This is a genomic window from Ruegeria sp. AD91A (assembly GCF_003443535.1).
Lineage (GTDB): Bacteria > Pseudomonadota > Alphaproteobacteria > Rhodobacterales > Rhodobacteraceae > Ruegeria.
This window is the reverse complement of the sequence record NZ_CP031946.1, coordinates 1,727,499-1,744,760: the sequence shown is the minus strand read 5'-3', so window position 1 is coordinate 1,744,760 and position 17,262 is coordinate 1,727,499. Positions and strand designations below refer to the sequence as shown.

At 58.0% G+C, this 17,262-nt stretch carries 18 protein-coding genes; 6 read left to right on the top strand and 12 right to left on the bottom strand.

All coding sequences use genetic code 11. The features are described 5' to 3' along the window. Positions 1-55: 55 nt before the first annotated feature. Positions 56-424: a MerR family DNA-binding transcriptional regulator gene (locus tag D1823_RS08690; protein WP_117869541.1), complete on the bottom strand. Its 369-nt coding sequence runs from the start codon at positions 422-424 to the stop codon at positions 56-58. A 115-nt stretch (positions 425-539) separates the two neighbouring features. Between D1823_RS08690 and D1823_RS08685 the strand changes: the two genes are divergently transcribed. The 3 genes from D1823_RS08685 to D1823_RS08675 are packed head-to-tail and all read left to right on the top strand — an operon-like array spanning position 540 to position 2,798. Continuing rightward, entirely contained in the window at positions 540-959 is a 420-nt protein-coding gene (locus D1823_RS08685; RefSeq protein ID WP_117869540.1) for a PaaI family thioesterase, read from the top strand. 1 nt (position 960) lies between these two features. Then, positions 961-1,479, top strand: a complete 519-nt coding sequence (locus tag D1823_RS08680) for a PaaI family thioesterase (protein WP_117869539.1) — start codon at positions 961-963, stop codon at positions 1,477-1,479. Between the two features lie 2 nt (positions 1,480-1,481). Next, on the top strand, positions 1,482-2,798 hold the full coding sequence (locus tag D1823_RS08675; RefSeq protein ID WP_117869538.1) for an MATE family efflux transporter: 1,317 nt from the start codon (positions 1,482-1,484) through the stop codon (positions 2,796-2,798). Here the strand turns inward: D1823_RS08675 and arsC are convergent. From arsC to D1823_RS08655, 4 genes are read right to left on the bottom strand one after another with little or no spacing between them, the layout of a single operon-like run. Next, positions 2,795-3,136, bottom strand: a complete 342-nt coding sequence (gene arsC / locus D1823_RS08670; RefSeq protein WP_117872803.1) for an arsenate reductase (glutaredoxin) — start codon at positions 3,134-3,136, stop codon at positions 2,795-2,797. The two genes, D1823_RS08675 and arsC, sit on opposite strands and share 4 nt — an antisense overlap. Next, positions 3,133-4,191 (bottom strand): quinone-dependent dihydroorotate dehydrogenase, encoded by a 1,059-nt coding sequence (locus D1823_RS08665; RefSeq protein WP_117869537.1) that lies wholly within the window; start codon positions 4,189-4,191, stop codon positions 3,133-3,135. The genes arsC and D1823_RS08665 overlap by 4 nt, the downstream gene beginning before the upstream one ends. Then, the gene (locus D1823_RS08660) at positions 4,188-4,619 is read right to left on the bottom strand and encodes a DUF1330 domain-containing protein (RefSeq protein ID WP_117869536.1); all 432 of its coding nucleotides are present in this window, start codon (positions 4,617-4,619) and stop codon (positions 4,188-4,190) included. Before D1823_RS08660 ends, D1823_RS08665 begins: the two co-directional genes overlap by 4 nt. Next, positions 4,616-4,954, bottom strand: a complete 339-nt coding sequence (locus D1823_RS08655; RefSeq protein WP_117869535.1) for a DUF952 domain-containing protein — start codon at positions 4,952-4,954, stop codon at positions 4,616-4,618. The genes D1823_RS08660 and D1823_RS08655 overlap by 4 nt, the downstream gene beginning before the upstream one ends. A gap of 107 nt (positions 4,955-5,061) precedes the next feature. On the opposite strand from D1823_RS08655, the gene D1823_RS08650 reads away from it, so the two are divergent. The 3 genes from D1823_RS08650 (at position 5,062) to mnmH (ending at position 9,091) form a co-directional block, all read left to right on the top strand. Next, positions 5,062-6,639: a bifunctional UDP-sugar hydrolase/5'-nucleotidase gene (locus tag D1823_RS08650; protein ID WP_117869534.1), complete on the top strand. Its 1,578-nt coding sequence runs from the start codon at positions 5,062-5,064 to the stop codon at positions 6,637-6,639. Between the two features lie 686 nt (positions 6,640-7,325). Continuing rightward, the gene (locus tag D1823_RS08645) at positions 7,326-7,991 is read left to right on the top strand and encodes an SOS response-associated peptidase (RefSeq protein WP_117869533.1); all 666 of its coding nucleotides are present in this window, start codon (positions 7,326-7,328) and stop codon (positions 7,989-7,991) included. 47 nt (positions 7,992-8,038) lie between these two features. After that, positions 8,039-9,091 carry a tRNA 2-selenouridine(34) synthase MnmH gene (gene mnmH / locus D1823_RS08640; protein ID WP_117869532.1) on the top strand — a complete coding sequence of 351 codons (1,053 nt, stop codon included), beginning with the start codon at positions 8,039-8,041 and terminating at the stop codon, positions 9,089-9,091. On the opposite strand, the gene selD is transcribed toward mnmH, so the two are convergent. Genes selD through D1823_RS08605 form a run of 7 tightly spaced genes read right to left on the bottom strand, consistent with a single transcriptional unit; the run spans position 9,082 to position 17,174 of the window. Continuing rightward, positions 9,082-11,241, bottom strand: coding sequence for a selenide, water dikinase SelD (gene selD, locus D1823_RS08635; protein WP_117869531.1), 2,160 nt, complete (start codon positions 11,239-11,241; stop codon positions 9,082-9,084). The genes mnmH and selD overlap by 10 nt on opposite strands. A 5-nt stretch (positions 11,242-11,246) precedes the next feature. Beyond that, positions 11,247-11,633: a Na+/H+ antiporter subunit G gene (locus D1823_RS08630; RefSeq protein ID WP_117869530.1), complete on the bottom strand. Its 387-nt coding sequence runs from the start codon at positions 11,631-11,633 to the stop codon at positions 11,247-11,249. Positions 11,634-11,640: 7 nt separating this feature from the next. Continuing rightward, entirely contained in the window at positions 11,641-11,910 is a 270-nt protein-coding gene (locus D1823_RS08625; RefSeq protein WP_117869529.1) for a K+/H+ antiporter subunit F, read from the bottom strand. Next, entirely contained in the window at positions 11,907-12,404 is a 498-nt protein-coding gene (locus D1823_RS08620) for a Na+/H+ antiporter subunit E (protein WP_117869528.1), read from the bottom strand. The genes D1823_RS08625 and D1823_RS08620 overlap by 4 nt, the downstream gene beginning before the upstream one ends. Continuing rightward, entirely contained in the window at positions 12,404-13,948 is a 1,545-nt protein-coding gene (locus D1823_RS08615) for a monovalent cation/H+ antiporter subunit D (protein WP_117869527.1), read from the bottom strand. Before D1823_RS08615 ends, D1823_RS08620 begins: the two co-directional genes overlap by 1 nt. Then, positions 13,945-14,304: a Na+/H+ antiporter subunit C gene (locus tag D1823_RS08610; protein WP_117869526.1), complete on the bottom strand. Its 360-nt coding sequence runs from the start codon at positions 14,302-14,304 to the stop codon at positions 13,945-13,947. Before D1823_RS08610 ends, D1823_RS08615 begins: the two co-directional genes overlap by 4 nt. After that, a complete protein-coding gene (locus D1823_RS08605) occupies positions 14,304-17,174 on the bottom strand; it encodes a monovalent cation/H+ antiporter subunit A (RefSeq protein ID WP_117872802.1) in 2,871 nt (956 codons plus the stop codon). The genes D1823_RS08610 and D1823_RS08605 overlap by 1 nt, the downstream gene beginning before the upstream one ends. Between the last annotated feature and the right edge of the window lie 88 nt (positions 17,175-17,262).

Genomic DNA, 17,262 nt, shown 5'->3' with positions numbered 1-17,262 from the left:
CATGCTTGCGCGGGTTCGGAGTGATCATTTTGGATATGCGGATTGGGGGCGGCGGCTATCCCAAAGATTTGGCCGTCTGGTCGCGCAGACGCTTGAGCTCGTCCATGGCTTCATCCAGTTGCTGGCGCTGCTGCTGAAGCTCGCTCATCTGGCGGTCCGCCATCTCGACGAAAGTAGCCATTTGAGCTTCATTGCCCTGATCCTCGTAGATCAAAAGCCATTGGCGAATCTCTTCCAGAGGAAATCCGAACTTGCGCCCGCGCATGATCAGCTTCATCCGCGCGCATTCTCGCGGGCCGTAAAACCGCGACCGACCTTCACGGTCCGGTTGCAAAAGTTCGATGTATTCGTAATAGCGCAGAGTGCGCGGTGTTACGTCGAACTCGGCGCACATCTCTTTGAATGACAAACGGTTGTTGGACATTCCCGATCTCCTTGTCAGCAACCTAGGCGGTCCCGATCCCAAGCGCAACAGGTGGGCTTGCCCTTTGCGGAAACAGCGGCTCATAAAGGACGGGCAGAGAACAGGACGCAAACATATGGTCGACAAGACAGTTTTAGCCCGCCAGTTTATCGAGGCGATCCCCCACGCGCGGGCATTGAACCTCAAGCTCACGCAGATCGGCGATGGCGAGGCAGAAATCACGTTGCCCTACAATGAGGATCTGATCGGTGATCCGCGCACAGGGGTGATTCACGGCGGGGCGATTTCCACAATTCTGGACACATGCTGCGGTGCTGCTGTGATGAGCCACCCGTCGGCCCCCGGCGGGACAGCCACGATCGATCTGCGAATTGACTACATGCGCGCGGCGACACCGGGTCAAACGGTCACAGCGCACGCCGTCTGCTATCACATCACGCGGAACGTGGCTTTTGTACGAGCGACGGCTATGGACGACGACAAGGACCTGCCGGTGGCCACTGCCTCTGGATCCTTTACGGTTGAGGGGAAATAACATGGCAAGACCTCGTCCCGAACCAATGCAGGTGGTCAAGCAGCGACGCGATGCAGCGTTGCGTGCGCTGGTTGACGGTGTGCCTTACATCCGCTTTCTCAATATCAGCTTCGACCGGCGCGGGGATGAACTGACCGGTGTTCTGAACTTCGATGACAAGTTGATTGGCAACCCGTTCCTGCCTGCGATTCATGGCGGTGTAACCGCGGCATTCCTCGAAGTGACCGCTGTCATTACCCTTAGTTGGGAACATTTTTTCCCGCGCATCGAAAGTGGCGAGATCGACGGAGAGGCCATTGTGACCGACCCGAATATCCGCTTTCCCAAGACCATCGACTTTACCGTCGACTATCTGCGCTCGGGCCTTCCTCGGGACGCATATGCAAGGGCCTTCATCAGCAGATCCGGGCGGCGTTATGCCTCGGTCCGGGTTGAAGCCTGGCAAGACAATCATGCGAAACTGTTTGCGCAGGCTTCCGGGCATTTCCTGATGCCGCAACCCCCCAGAGATCAGAGCTGACCATGCAGGACGCCTCGGCGCCCATCACGCATAGACGGGTGTTGAAGATCGCGGTGCCGATCGTCCTGTCGAATGCCACTGTTCCCATACTTGGTGCGGTGGATACGGGCGTAGTCGGTCAGATGGGCGAGGCGGCCCCAATCGGGGCGGTCGGCATCGGCGCTGTGATTCTGTCCACTGTCTATTGGATCTTCGGTTTTCTGCGGATGGGAACCACCGGGATGGCGGCGCAGGCACGCGGGGCAGGTGACATCGTTGAAACCCGGGCGTTGCTGATGCGCGGCCTGATGCTGGGTGGCGCGGCTGGGCTGTTCTTCATCCTTGCGCAAGTGGCTGTTTTTGCGGGTGCGTTTGCGCTTTCCCCGGCAAGCCCCGAAGTCGAAGCCCTGACCCGATCCTATCTGGAGATTCGCATCTGGGGGGCACCTGCCACCATTGCATTATATGCTGTTACCGGCTGGCTGATTGCCGTCGAGCGCACGCGCGGCGTGTTCGTCCTTCAGGTCTGGATGAATGGGGTGAATATCGTTCTCGACCTGTGGTTCGTTCTTGGACTTGGCTGGGGGGTCGAGGGAGTAGCCATTGCCACCCTGATTGCAGAATGGACAGGATTGGCATTGGGGTTATGGCTTTGCCGGGATGGGTTCGCAGACGGAATCTGGCGCGATTGGGCGCGGGTTTTCGATGCTGCCCGGCTGCGGCGCATGTTGCAGGTCAACGGTGATATCATGCTGCGTTCCGTTCTGTTGACCGGATCGTTCACCACATTCCTTTTTGTTGGCTCGGATCTGGGTGACGTGAATCTGGCCGCCAATCAGGTCTTGCTTCAATTTCTTGAAATCACGGCCTTTGCACTTGATGGGTTTGCCTTTTCCGCGGAAGCGCTGGTCGGAGGCGCAGTCGGGGCCAGAGATAGGTATCAGGTGCGTCGCGCTTCTGTCATGGCCTCACAATGGGGTGTTGGGGGGGCGCTGTTGCTGGGAGCGTTTTTCTTCTTAGCCGGCCCGGCGCTGATCGACCTGATGTCAACCTCACAGCAGGTACGCGAGGCCGGGCGTGAGTTTCTCTTCTGGGCAGCGATTGCTCCGGTGATCGGAGTGGCAAGCTGGATGTTCGACGGTATCTACATCGGTGCCACCTGGACCCGCGCCATGCGCAATGCGATGATTCAGTCAGTGGCGATCTATGTGGTCGCACTTTTCATACTGGTGCCGAGTTTCGGCAATCACGGCCTGTGGGCCGCGTTGATGGTGCTCAATATTGCACGTGGGGTGACAATGGGCTGGCGCTATCCCAAGCTTGAGGCACAGGTGTCCTAGAGCAGCGTCAAAAGGTTCTCTGGTGGACGTCCGATGGCGGCTTTGTCTCCGGCAATTGCAAGAGGCCGCTCGATCAGGATCGGGTTTTCGGCCATGGCACGGATCAGGTCTTCGTCGGGCGAGGTTTTGCTCAGCCCCAATTCCTTGAACCGTTTTTCGCCTCTGCGTATCATTTCGATGGGTGACAGCCCTAGGGCGGATTGTGCGGCGCGAAGTTCGTCGATTGAAGGCGCGTCTTCCAGGTACTTTCGAACGGTGATCTGCGCACCGTTTTCTTCCAACAGTGCCAGTCCGGCGCGGGATTTGGAACAGCGGGGGTTGTGCCAGTATTCGATCACAGCCAATCCTCTCGTTTGCTGCCGACAGCTTGCGATACGGTGTCAAAACCGTCACGAGCCAGCAAGTCATCCAGCCCTTCAGCGATGTCAGCCGCCAGGGAAATGCCGCCATACACCATCGCAGTATAGAACTGCACAGCCGATGCCCCGGCACAGATCTTGGCGTAGGCCTGCTCGGCATTGCTGATGCCGCCAACGCCTATCAGGGGGATATCCCCGCCCGTCAATTTGCTCAGCCGAGCCAGTACGCAGGTGGATTTTTCAAACAGCGGGGCGCCCGACAAACCACCGGTTTCGTCTTTGTGTACGCTGCGCAAACCGTCGCGGGACAGGGTGGTGTTGGTGGCGATCACAGCGTCCACCCGGGTTTCGCGGGCGACCTCGGCGATGTCCTGCAATTCCACCTCGGTGAGATCCGGTGCAATTTTCAGGAAGATCGGCAGCGGGCGCGGCAGCGCATCACGCGTCTCGATCACACCGCTCAACAATGCGGTGAGTGCGGCTTTGCCCTGCAAATCCCGCAGCTTTTCCGTATTCGGGGATGACACGTTGACGGTTGCAAAATCCAGGTGTTCGGCACAATGGGCCAGCACTTTGACAAAATCGCCGGCACGGTCTTCGCTGTCCTTGTTGGCCCCAAGATTCAGGCCGATGACCGCGTCTTTGGGGCGGTCTGCCAGCCGTTTGGCCATCACCTCCATGCCTTCATTGTTGAAGCCAAAGCGGTTGATGGCTGCCCTGTCCTCGGTCAGTCGAAACAGGCGGGGTTTGGGGTTCCCCGGCTGCGGACGCGGCGTGACCGCCCCGACTTCGACAAAACCGAACCCGGCGCGGGACAGCGGGGTCAAAACCTCGCCATTTTTGTCGAACCCGGCGGCCAGCCCAACCGGGTTCGGCAGGGCCAGCCCGGCAACGACGGTTTTCAGGCGCGGTGTTGTCACTGGCCCTGGCGCGGGTGCGAGTCCGGACTTCAATGCCTTGATCGACATCCCGTGGGCGGTCTCGGGGTCCATGCGGTGCAGGGCGGCCAGCCCCAGTTTTTCTGTCAGTTTCATCCGAACGCCGTCCCGGCTTCACCTGAACCGCATCGGATCAGGCGCGACGTTTCCACAGCAGCCTGACGATGGATTACGGCCGCCCGATAGACCGGGTCCGTTACCATTTCAAGAAACGCATGTGCAGTCGGGTAGCGCGCAACAAAGACGGCATCCCATGTTTCATCCGATGGCCCGATGAGGGTTGATTCAAACACCCCACGCCAGAGGATGCTCGCCCCGATACGTTCAATGATCGGAGCGGTTTCAGCCCCGTAGTTCTGATAGGCTTGCGCTCCGGTCAGCCCGGCATTCGCCAGTTCATGGGCGGTTGGGTACTGCGCCTTGGCCCGAAACTTTACCAGATTGAGCATTTCGATCGGGCGGTCTCGATCCAATGCCTTGAAGGCCTCGAACTGGTCGCGGTCCGGGTCGATATAGGATGTCATGACATGTCCTCGGGGAACTGGTGCGCGGTGCCGTCAAAAGCCAGAGGGCGTGACCAGACAACATCTCTCATCCGGATCTGGCGATAGAGATGCGGGAACAGGGCACCGCCGCGCGAGACCTCCCATTTCAGGTCGTCGCCCATCGCATCTGCGTCACAGGCCAACACAGTCAGCCCATCGACACCGGCAAAATGCTTGGCTGCGGTTTCAGCGGCTTGTTCAGCGGTGGAAAAGTGGACAAACCCGTCAGCGACATCAATCGGTGCGCCGTCTGAGGCGCCCTGGTTTTGCAGGGCGGCCCACTCTTCGGCTCGGAAAATCTTGTAAATCAGCATACGGACCTGATGCCCCGCGCCGAAGATGGAATCAAGTCGGATTTCTTCTTTGACTCTCTGTCGTCATGCGCGCACGATCACCACAAATAACAACTGGGAGTACCATAATGCAGACCCGAATTTTGACTTCAGTTGCGGTTCTGGGCCTGACCGCTGGTGTTGCGGCAGCCGACTACAAGTTGACAATATTGCACACCAACGATTTTCATTCGCGTTTCGAGCCGATCAATAAATACGACAGCGGATGCGACGCAGAAGACAATGCCGAAGGAAAGTGCTTTGGTGGATCGGCGCGCCTGGTCACTGCCATAGACGAAGCACGTGAACGTGCCGACAATTCGATTCTGGTGGACGGTGGTGATCAGTTTCAGGGGTCTCTTTTCTACACGTACTACAAGGGAAAAGTCGCTGCCGAGTTCATGAACAAGCTGGGCTATGACGCCATGACCGTGGGCAATCACGAGTTTGACGATGGCCCGGAAGTGTTGCGTGGCTTTATCGACTCGGTCGATTTCCCGGTCTTGATGTCCAATGCCGATATTCGCGACGAAGAACTTCTGACCGACCACATCAAGAAATCTACTGTGATCGAGGTGGGTGGCGAACAGATTGGCCTGATCGGGCTTACGCCGATCGATACGCATGAACTTGCGTCGCCCGGTCCCAACGTGACCTTTTCAGACCCGGTACCGGCGGTGCAGGCCGAGGTCGACAGGCTGACGGGCGAAGGTGTCAACAAGATCATCGTGCTCAGCCATTCAGGCTATGGCGTCGACCAGCGTGTCGCGGCAGAGACAAGCGGGGTCGATGTAATCGTCGGCGGCCATTCGAATACCTATCTTTCGAATGCGTCAGACAAGGCTGTTGGCCCGTATCCTACGGTGGTCAACGGTGTGCAGATCGTTCAGGCGTATGCCTACGGCAAATTTCTGGGCGAATTGAACGTCACGTTTGATGATGACGGCAATGTGGTCGAAGCCGTTGGTGAACCTTTGATCATGGACAACACTGTGACCGAGGATCAGGCCGCATTGGACCGGATCGCGGAACTGGCGGTGCCTCTGGATGAAATCCGAAACAAGGTTGTTGCAAGCACGGCTGAAGCCATCGAAGGCGATCGCGCTGTGTGTCGTGTGCAGGAATGCCAGATGGGCAATCTTGTTGCTGATGCGATGCTGGCGCGGGTTGCCGATCAGGGTGTACAGATTGCCATTGCAAACTCGGGTGGTTTGAGGGCGTCTATCGATCCCGGAGATGTGACCATGGGCGAAGTGCTGACCGTGTTGCCGTTCCAGAACACCCTGTCAACTTTTGAGATTACCGGACAGACCGTGACCGACGCGCTTGAAAATGGTGTCAGTCAGGTGGAAGACGTGAAGGGTCGTTTTCCTCAGGTCGCCGGCCTGCGCTTTACTTGGGACCCCAGTGTTGCGCCGAACGAAGGGCGTATCATTGATGTGATGGTCGCCGAGGGCGACGGTTTTGTTCCGATTGACCCGAATAAAACCTACCTAGTCGTAACCAATAACTACGTCCGCAACGGTGGTGATGGGTACGCGATGTTCGAGGGTGACGACAAGAACGCCTATGACTTCGGTCCGGATCTTGCGGATGTAACTGCCGAATACCTGGCGGCAAATGCTCCGTATCAGTCTTATGTTGATGGGCGCATCAAGCAGAAGTGACTCTGCTTTCAGGATTAACAAAAGCCGCATCGCTATGGTGCGGCTTTTTTTTGTTTCCTAACGGATCAGCTGAAGTCGTATTCCGGCCAGAGTTCCGGGCCAAGCCGTCAAGTATCGGTTTGATCTGATCCGCGACCTCGCGCCAGCCCCTGATTGAATTGGGCGAACCCCTAGAGACAGTAAGCCTTTGCACGTTTTGCAGGCACTTTCGGGTTGTTGGGGTGTGAGGCCAGTTTGTGGGTGGTGAACCGGGCAATTGACCTCCAGTTTTCCCCTCAGTCCTACTCTCGCCCATGACCCGCACAAGGTGCCGGTGGACTGGGAATTGTTATTTCCTTTTCGGGTATTAGCCAAATCACGCGTTACCTGACCCGTGTGTATCAGCGCGCTCGCCAATTTCTGGGCAAGCAGCGGATCATCGGGCTTTGTCCACGAAGCTTCAACGAAATGTGGATAGGGCTTTCCTTACTGCCTCACCTCGGTGAAAACGAAGCCGGAAAAGGTTTGATAATCCGAGGCCTTCGGGAAATTTATGAGTTCCCGCGGGGTCTTTTCAGTGCCTGTGGACGCTTGCCAGCCTCCCAAAAGGCCACCGCTTTGCTCTTGTGGGATCGCGTTTTCTGGTTTTCCATGCGACCCAGTAAGATCCTGTGTCAGAACCAGGATTGTAACGGTGGTCCATTACCATGTGCGGACGGTTTGCAATAACTCTTCCCAATGACGCGATGGCGCAGCTGTTTTCCGCGCGCCCGGCTAATGCGTTGCCAACCGTCCCGAACTTCAACGTGTGTCCGACAAATCAGGTGCATGTGGTGCGGCGCGGTGAATCAGGCCGTCATCTGGATGCGCTGCGCTGGGGGTTTCTGCCACATTGGTACAAGACGGAAACTGCCGGGCCGTTGCTGATCAACGCACGTGCCGAGACTTTGGCGGAAAAGCCCGCCTTTCGCGATGCCTGCCGATCACGCCGCTGTCTGATTGTCGCAACAGGGTTTTACGAATGGACCAAGACGGACGAGGGAACGCGCTTGCCTTGGTATATCCATCGCAGGGATGGCGCCCCGATTGCCTTTGCAGGGATCTGGCAGGACTGGGGGGTGGATGAAAACCGTCAGGGCACCTGTGCCATCGTGACAACGGCGGCCAACGAAAACCTCAGCACGATCCACCATCGGATGCCCCTGATCCTTGAGTCCCCACACTGGCCATTATGGCTGGGTGAAGCTGGAAAGGGGGCCGCACGTCTGATGCAGCCGGGGGAAAGGGATGTGCTGGCTTTTCATCGCGTCGGTCCGGCCGTCAACTCAAACCGGGCCAGCGGGCCTGATCTTATTGAGCCTTTCGACGCGTGAGGGCGCATGACCTTTCCTTTGGAAACGCGGCAAGCTAGACCTTCGGCATGGCTCTGAACTTTCCTGATCTGACACAGCTTTACGCGCATGACTATGACACAGTCATTGATGTGCGCAGCCCTGCCGAGTTCGCTGAAGATCATCTGCCAGGTGCGATCAATCTGCCGGTTCTGAATAACGAGGAACGCGCCCGTGTCGGAACCATGTATGTACAAGAGAGCCCGTTTCTGGCGCGTAAACTTGGGGCTGCTTTGGTGTTCCGCAACGCGGCCAACCACATTGAGCGGCATCTAAGCCATCACGAAGGCAGCTGGCGCCCCTTGGTCTATTGCTGGCGTGGCGGACAGCGTTCCGGGTCGTTCACCTGGATGCTGCAACAAATCGGCTGGCGGGCGGAAGTGATTGAGGGCGGCTATCGCACCTACCGCAGGTTGGTGAATGCGTATTTGTATGATGATCCGTTGCCGCATCGGCTGGTGGCGCTGGATGGCTATACCGGAACGGCCAAGACAGAATTGTTGGCCCTGTTGCGCGCACGTGGAGTGCAGGTTCTGGACCTCGAAGCACTGGCCAATCATCGAGGATCATTATTGGGGGAAAGACCGGGCGGGCAGCCCAGCCAGAAAGCCTTTGAATCAGCTTTGTCGGGAGCGCTTTGTTCGATGGACTCGGCGCACCCGGTTGTGGTCGAAGCGGAATCTTCCAGGATTGGGAGCCTGATATTGCCACCCAGCCTGTGGAACGCTTTATGTGCAGCCCCGAGGGTGAACATCACGGCGCCACTCGAAGCGCGTGCCGCCTATCTGGTTCAAGCCTATGATGACATCCTGTCAGACAGCGACCGGTTGCGAGAACGGCTGTCGCCGCTGCGGTCTCATCGTGGTCACGAGGTTGTTGATGGTTGGATGCAGCTGATCAATGCAGGTCAAAAACAGGTGCTTACTCAGGCCCTGATGGAGCAGCATTATGACCCGGCATACGCAAAGTCGCGGCGGTCCCGTTCTGTTGAGGAACTGGCCGATATTGAGATCGCTGTTCTGAACGACGCCGGCCTGAGCGAGGCAGCGACCCGGATCGAAAGCCTGCTGGATCAGCTTTGAAGACGCAGCCTCGGTGCTTCGGTGAGTTCGCCGATTGCCATGGCTGGATACCCATCGTTCTTGAGGTCTTCCAGGACGGTATCGGCATCCTTCGCCGCGACCGCGGCCAGCAGGCCGCCTGCTGTCTGCGGGTCGAACATCAAGGCGGCTTTGCCCTCGGCGGGCAGGTCAGGTGCTATTGCCCGGTTGTCTGCAAATAGGGTTGACCGAACACTCTGGTCCGTCAGCTCCTGCGCGCCTTCCATCACGTCCACAGCACCCAGATCCATCATGGCCCCGCATCCGGAAGCGTCGCAGATGCCTTGCAGGTGTCCGGCCAGACCAAACCCGGTCACGTCGGTCATCGCATGGGCCCCGGCCAATATGCGGGCCGCCTTGCCCTGCGGCTGCACCATGTGCTGGTAGGCTGCGGCGACCCAGGCACCGTTGGCCTGGCCGGCCATCTCAGCCGCCATAAGAACACCGCTTCCTATGGGTTTGGTCAGGATCAGACAATCGCCCGGTTGCCCGCCCGCCAGTGTGATCGGGGCGGTTTCGCATAACCCGGTCAGTGTGAAGCCAATCGTCATCTCGTCACCCATGGAGCTGTGCCCGCCCACAATCTCGGCACCGGCGTCCCGCATGACGGCTCCTGCGATTGACATGATTTCCGACATGGTACGGCTTTGCAGGGCAGAAGACATGCGTGGCAAGATGATGGTTGCCGTGGCTGCCTGAGGCGTGGCCCCCATGGCCCAAATATCGCCTAAGGCGTGAACAGCCGCGATACGGGTCATAAGCGCAGGATCTTTGGTGAAAGCCCGCAGGTGATCGGACGTCATGACCTGCTGAACTCCGCCCGTCTGAAGCAGAGCCGCGTCATCGCCGGGCAAGGGGGTGATGTCCGGGCGAATGGGAGCGGGTTGCGATTTCAGTGCAATGTGCAATGCACCCCGCCCGACCTTGGCACCGCATCCGCCACACATCGGTTTTTCACCCAGCGCCTCAACAAGTCCGGCCGCACTTTCGTGAGGCAGCACAGGGGGCTTCATCTGCGGCAGTTCCCGGAACTTGTTCATGAAGGTCTGGTCAATGTGGTTCTTCCATGTCCACATCATCGCTCCGCTGAAGGATGCTCCCAACCGTTCACCCAACGCCGATTTGCCGCCCAGTGAAATCAGTTTCAGGTAGTCCTTCTGCGGGACATATTTGCGCATCCGTCCAGCCCCCAGCGCCGCGCGCAGATTGTCGAACAGAATCGGTGCTTCGCGCACTGCATAAACCCCGGCTTTGGGTCTGGGATTGTCCACCAGATGGGCGCAATCACCGGCGGCAAAAACCACTGGATCGCTGGATTGGAGGTAGCTGTTCACCCGGATGAAGCCATCCTCAAGGTCCAGCCTGGTCTTTTCGATCCAGTCATACGGGCGGGCTCCGGCCGCACCTGTTACGAAATTGGCGGGAATTGTGCGCCCATCTTGCAATGCGACGTGATCCGAAGCGATCCGGCTGATGGCTGCGTTTTCGATCACTTCCACACCAAGATCCTGCATGGCTTGCCGGATCGTCGCTGCCGCTTTGGGTTTGGTGGCCGTCAGGGCAAAGGCATTGTCGATCAGTGTAACCTGTGCTGTCCGACCTTTGGCCTTTAGCGCGTGAGCCATCGCCATGACCAGTTCAACCCCGGCGACTCCACCGCCGATTACGGCGACCGAGGCAGCGCCGCTGCCTTCCAGATAAGCAGCCCACTTTGCCGCGAATGGCCCCAGTGGTTTGGCCGGTACCGCATGTTCCGAAAAGCCGGGCATTGCGGGCATGTCCGACGAAATGCCAACATTGACCGACGCCACGTCGAAACCAACCGGAGGATGCCCGGGAACATGTATTTCCTGACGATCGGTATCGAGTCCGTCGACCGAGCCCAGAATGACCCTCGCGCCTGCAAAACGCGCCAGTTTGACCAGATCGATGTCCAGCTCCCACCGGTCATAGTGTCCGGCGATATATCCTGGCAACATTCCGGAATAAGGGGCCGTTGGGCCGGGGTTGATCACTGTCACCCGTGCCCCGGGCAAAGGGTTCATCCCCCATTTGCGCAGCAGCAGCGCGTGGGTGTGACCTCCGCCAACAAGAACCAGATCGCGGGTCAGGGGCAGAGGAGGAATGTGCATAGGTTTCAATTCGCGCTATGGTCCGGGACGTCCTCGACCTGCTCGACGGCGTGGGTGGCCCAAAGCTCATCCTCGCCGGCATCCGGCAGGTCTTCTGGGTTTTCATGACGGTGTATGTGCCATTTTGCAATGAACAGGGCCGTGATCGGAGCGGTCAGGAACAAGAACAGAGTGATCAGCAGCTCGTGCAGGGACAGCTTTCCTTCCAGAAGAACAGAATGCACGATCGAGGCCAGAAGCACGCCGCCCACCCCCAAGGTCGTTGCCTTGGTCGGCGCGTGCAGGCGGGACATCGGGTCTTTCAGCTTGATCATGCCAAAAGACCCGACAAAGCCGAAGATACCCGAGACGATCAGGAAAAAGGCGATCAGCAGTTCTACGATGAATGTCATCCCGCCCTCATTCGATAATGTTGCCGCGCAACATGAAGCGCGCATAGGCCACGGTGGAAACAAAACCGAGCATGGCAATGATCATGGCGGCTTCGAAGAAGATCTCTGTCCCCTGATCCAGCCCATATAGGATCATCAGGGCGATGGTGTTGATCACCATAGTGTCCAAGGCCAGAACCCGAGTACCGACCCCATCAGCGGAGATGATACGCCACAGACACATCATGATCGCCGCACCGAAACAGGCAAATGCAAAATAAATCGCGTAGTCGATCATTCGAAAATCTCCTTCAGGCGACGTTCATAGCGCTGTTTGATCTGGTCCCGCACGGCCTCGGGGTCGGGGGCATCAAGACAGTGCACCAGCAGATTATGCCCCTGAGCTGACAAATCACAACTGACGGTGCCCGGAGTCATCGTGATGGTGCCCGCAAGAACCGTGATCGCTTCGGGTGTGCGCAGTTCAAGCGGGACGCAGATCCAGTTGGGCTGGCGGTTATCATTGCGTTTGAACAGGATGATCCGGGCCACTGTCACGTTCGCAACCACGATATCCCAAAGCACCACCAGCATGTATTCCACAATCATTGGCCAGTTGCGAAGTTTGGGACGATCCGGCCAGTAGGGTTGAGTGACGAATGGAATGATGATCCCGAGAATTAGGCCAAAGACCAGAGAGTTCAGCGAAGGCTTGTTCGCCAGCAGTACCCAGACCAGCGTCAGCAAAATAGTCAGGTGGGGGTGCGGGAAAATCCGGCGCAGCAGTTTCATCACTCTTCCCTTCCCAAGACGGCAGAGATGTAGTTATCAGGTGCAAACAACTGCTCTGCGGTTTTGCTCGTGTACTCCAGAGCCGGACCTGCGAACAGGGTCAGCAGGATCAGACCTGCCACGGCCCCGAACACAGCCGTAAAGGCAAGGCCGGGTTGCGGTTCGGGGGCGGTGGGGGCAGACGCCTCTTCGCCTTCGACGGTTTCTTTGGTTGCGACAACTTCAGCGTCATGGCTTTTCCAGAAGATCAGCGACCCGGCGCGGGCCAGCCCGACGATGGTGACAAATGATCCGATCAGGATCACTGCCCAGACTGCGGTGGCATCGGATGCATCACGCGAAGCGTCCAGAACCAAAAGTTTGCCTACAAAGCCGGACAGTGGCGGCATCCCGGCCATGGCGATGGCGCCGACAAAGAACAACGCGGCTATCAACCCGCTTTGTGGCATTGGCGGTTTGGGGGCGATGGTCCCTCCCTGTCGTTCCATGATCAGGTCCGCAACGAGAAACAGCAACGCCGTCGCAAGGGTCGAATGGAAGACGTAATAAAGGGCGGCTGCCGTTGCGTCGGGCGTGAATTGCGCAATCGCGATCAGCAAAGTGCCCATGGATGCAATTGCACAGAAGGCAACCATGCGGGCAATATGCTGCGACCCCAGAATGCCGACAACGCCGACCGCAAGCGTTAGCAGCGCTGCAGGTTGCAGCCACTCGCCAACCAGACCCTGCGTGGCTTCTACTTCGGGACCGAAGGCCAGCGTATACATCCGCAGGATCGAATAGGCACCGACCTTGGTCATGATTGCAAACAGGGCCGCAACGGGCAGGGGGGCGTTGGCATAGCTGGCCGGTAGCCAGAAGTGCAGGGGCAGAACGGCAGCCTTGATACAGAAGACCAACAGCAACAGCACCGCGCCAACGCGCAGCAATGCGGTATCTTCGGCCGGAATTTGCGCAACGCGCACGGCGATGTCCGCCATGTTCAGCGTACCGGTCACGCCATAGATCGTACCGAGGGCAAACAGAAACAGGGTCGACCCCAAAAGGTTGTAAGCCACATACTGCACACCCGCTTTCAACCGCACCGCGCCACCGCCATGTGTCATCAGGCCGTAAGAGGCGATCAACAGAACCTCGAAGAAAACGAAAAGGTTGAAGGCGTCGCCAGTCAGGAAGGCGCCACAAACGCCCATGAGTTGGAAATGGAACAGCGCATGAAAATGCTTGCCCCGGTCATCCCAGCCCGAGGCAATGGCATATAACACAATCGGCAGGGCCAGCAGGGCAGTCAGCAGAACCATCATTGCGGACATGCGATCCAGCACCATGACAATGCCAAACGGGGCGGGCCAGTCGCCAAGCTCGTACACCTGAATATCCCCGCCCGAGGCCTGAGCCGTGATCGTCAGCGCAATCCCAAGCAAAGCCACAACACCGGCGACCGAGAAGATGCGCTGCAGGTCCAGATGGTATCGCAGGACCATGATGATGAACGGGGCCAGAATCGCGGGCAGGACGATCGGCGCAACGATCCAGTGGTTCATGCGTCATCTCCCGGTGCGTCAACACTGTCCTGGGCGGTCATGTCGATATGGTCGTCTTTGGCGGACAGGTATGCGCTGAGTGAGATCATCACGATCACGGCAGTCATCCCGAAAGAAATCACGATAGCGGTCAGAACCAGCGCCTGCGGCAGCGGGTCGGTATAGGGGACGTCCTTGTACTTGTTCAGGACTGCCGGTGCGTTCAAAGCAAGTCGCCCGGTCGCGAATAGAAACACGTTCACCGCGTATGTGATCAGAGACAGGCCCAGAATGACAGGGAACGTCCGACGGCGCAGGATCAGGAATATCCCGGCGGCAGTCATGATGCCGACGGCAGAGGCTACGAGCGCTTCCATCAGGCCTGCTCCTTCTCTTGTTCTTCTTCCAGAAGATCATCCCGCAGTGGGTTGATATCCATCGGGAATTCCTGTGCCATTCCCGGCTGCCACGCAAGTCGCGACAAGCTGTCCAGCGCCAGCATCACCGCGCCCAGAACCGCCAGGAAAACACCTGTATCGAACAGCATGGCGGTGGCCCATTCGAACTCCTCCAGCGGTGGCCAGTGAAGATAGCCGAAATCACTGGTCAGGAAAGGACGATCGTTGAACCATGCACCCAGTCCGGTTGCTGCGGCGATCAAAACGCCCCAGCCGATGGTGCCGTGGTAATAGAATCTCTGCCGCTCGATGGCCCAGGTATAGCCGCTGGCCATGTACTGCATCAGGTAAGCGATGGCGACGATAAGCCCGGCGATAAAACCGCCACCGGGCTGGTTGTGTCCGCGGAAGAAGATGTACGCCCCGACCATAAGTGCGATCGGCATCATCACGCGGGTAACCACAACCATCATCAGCGGATGCGAGTCCCCGGATTGCGGCCAATGCGGTTTGCGGTTCAGCAGATAGCTGCGGACATTTGTACCGAGAACGGATTCCGTCAGCGCAAAGATGATCAGTGCGGCGATGCCCAGAACGATGATCTCGCCAAAGGTATCAAAACCCCGGAAGTCAACAAGGATCACATTGACCACATTGGTGCCGCCGCCGCCTTTGTAGGAATTGGCCAGATGGAACTCTGAAATCGTCGGGAAAGCGAAATCGCGCATCATCATCGCGTAGATCAGCGCACCGGTGCCAAGGCCCGCGACGACGGATATCGCGGCGTCCCGCCAGCGTCGGGCCGCTGAACTGTCCCAGGGCGTTTCGGTCGGCAGGAAGTTCAGCGACAGCAACAAAAGGATCATTGTCACCACTTCGACCGAGATTTGCGTCAAGGCGAGATCCGGGGCCGAGAGATAGTTGAAGGCAATCGAAACGATCAGGCCAACGACTCCGATCAATACCAGCGACAACAGGCGGTTGCGGTGGAACCACATGATGCCCAGCGTCGCGCCAACCAGACAGATCCACCCGATGATCGGAATGATCTGTGCCGGCAGTGGAACGCGGGTCTCAATACCAATTGTCCCGGTCGAATACGCGTAATAGCCGAGGCCAACGGTAAAGGCGACAAAGATGATTGCATAGCGGCTGAGAATGCCGTTGTGCATCTCATCGGTGATCCAGCGGCTCAGTCTTGTCAGCCCGTCTATGATTGCTTCGAAGATCTGCTTGGCCTCGGGGCGGGGCAGTGCGTTCCAGATCTGCTCACCCCGTTTGTGCAGCGCCAGCAGGAACAGGCCGCCCAGCGTGGCCACAACCGACATGTAAAGGGCCGGTGTGAAGCCATGCCAGAGTTTCAGTGAATAGTAGGGCAGCTTTTCACCGCCAATCACCGCGCTTGACACCACTGCAACCAGAGGTCCGACAATGGCAGCGGAATAAAGGCCAATCAGGATGACAAGCATGACCAGGAATGCCGGTGCGATCCACAACCCAACGGGCGGGTCATGCGGATGGGCCGGATAATCTTCCCGCTCTGGACCAAGGAAAACATGACTCACAAAGCGGAAGGAATAGGCGGCAGAGAACAACGCAGCCAGCAACGCCAGGCCCGGAACCAGGTAATGAGAGTGCAGCCATGTGGTGTGCACGGTCTCCTCAAGCATCATCTCTTTGGACAGGAACCCGTTCAAGGGCGGCAGCCCGGCCATTGAGAGGGCGGCAATCGTGCCGATGGTGAAGGTGATCGGCATCAGGTGGCGCAAGCCGCCCAGCCTTTTGATATCGCGCGTGCCGGTCTCGTGATCCACGATCCCGGCGGTCATGAACAAGGCGGCTTTGAACGTCGCGTGGTTGATGATGTGGAACACGGCAGCGACGGCGGCAATTTTTGTGCCGAAACCCAGAAGCATGGTGATCAAACCCAGATGCGAAACGGTCGAAAAAGCCAAAAGCGCTTTGAGATCGTCCTTGAACAACGCGATTGACGCGCCGATCAGCATGGTGACCAGACCCGTGGTGGCCACGATATAGAACCAAGCATCCGTGCCAGCCAGAACCGGCCACATCCGTGCCATCAGAAACAAGCCGGCTTTCACCATGGTGGCAGAGTGCAGATATGCCGAAACCGGTGTCGGTGCTGCCATGGCGTGCGGCAGCCAGAAATGAAACGGAAACTGTGCCGATTTGGTGAAACAGCCCAGCAGGATCAGGACAAGCGCAGGCATATAGAAGGGTGAGGCCTGAATAAGCTCTTTGTTCTGTAAAATGACGCTGAGGTCATAAGATCCAACGATGTTGCCAAGGATCAGCATCCCGGCAATCATCGCCAGGCCGCCAGAGCCAGTGACCGCCAGTGCCATACGCGCACCTTGGCGGCCTTCGGGCAGGTGTTTCCAATAACCGATCAGCAGGAATGAGCTGAGCGATGTAAGTTCCCAGAAAATAAGCAGAAGTAGGACGTTGTCTGAAAGGACGATCCCGACCATCGCGCCCTGAAACAGCAGAAGATAGGTATAGAACTGCCCCATTGGATCTTCGCGCGACAGATAGAACCTTGCATAGAGGATGATCAGCAATCCTATGCCCAGGATCAGCAACGCGAACAAAAATCCCAAGCCGTCCAGCATGAAATTCGCGTTCAGACCCAGCCCCGGTATCCAGTCGAACCGGGCGGTTACGACTTCTCCGCGCATCACTGCGGGGATATGGATCAGCAAGCCCATCAGGGCCAGGAACGTGGTCAAACCGGCGGAGGAAGCGGCTGCGTTCCGGCCTGCACGGATCAGCAGGGCGGGAAAAACAGCGCCAAGGAAGGGAAGGGCCGCGATAAGGAATAGGGACAAGTGCGATACTCCGATCTGGGCGGTCAGTGTGAAGCCAATTTTGTAAAGATATTTTGCCGACTGTCCAGATATTGTAACTTTTTTACAG